The 300-nt window shown below is 60.7% G+C and carries 1 protein-coding gene; it reads right to left on the bottom strand.

Going from position 1 to position 300, the window contains the following annotated elements; genetic code table 11:
* Nucleotides 1–300 (bottom strand): immunoglobulin-like domain-containing protein (locus J5M71_RS29715; protein WP_207839139.1); only part of this gene is annotated, 300 nt, incomplete at both ends.

The following is a 300-nucleotide window of genomic DNA, read 5'->3' as shown; positions in this document are numbered from 1 at the left end:
ACTTGCCGACGTCAGCGCCAGTGACCGAACCGATCGATTTGACCACAGGGTCGTTGGCGCCGGTGTAGACGTTGTCCGGGGCAGTGACGGTAACCGAACCAGTCGTGCCGTTGGCCGGCACGGTGATGACGGTCTTGCCATCGCTCAGGGTGAAGGTCAGGGCCGAGTGGTTATTGATCGGCAGACCGTCTTTGTTGGTCAGCGTGATGGTGTAGGTGATCTCGCCGCCTTCGGTGACCGAAGGGGTTGCGGTCAGTTTGGCCACCACTTCGTCGGTGGTGTCGGTCACTTGAACCGTAG

The organism is Pseudomonas sp. 43(2021) (assembly GCF_017490805.1).
In the GTDB taxonomy this organism is placed as follows: domain Bacteria; phylum Pseudomonadota; class Gammaproteobacteria; order Pseudomonadales; family Pseudomonadaceae; genus Aquipseudomonas.
This window is presented reverse-complemented; position numbering and strand designations above follow the sequence as displayed.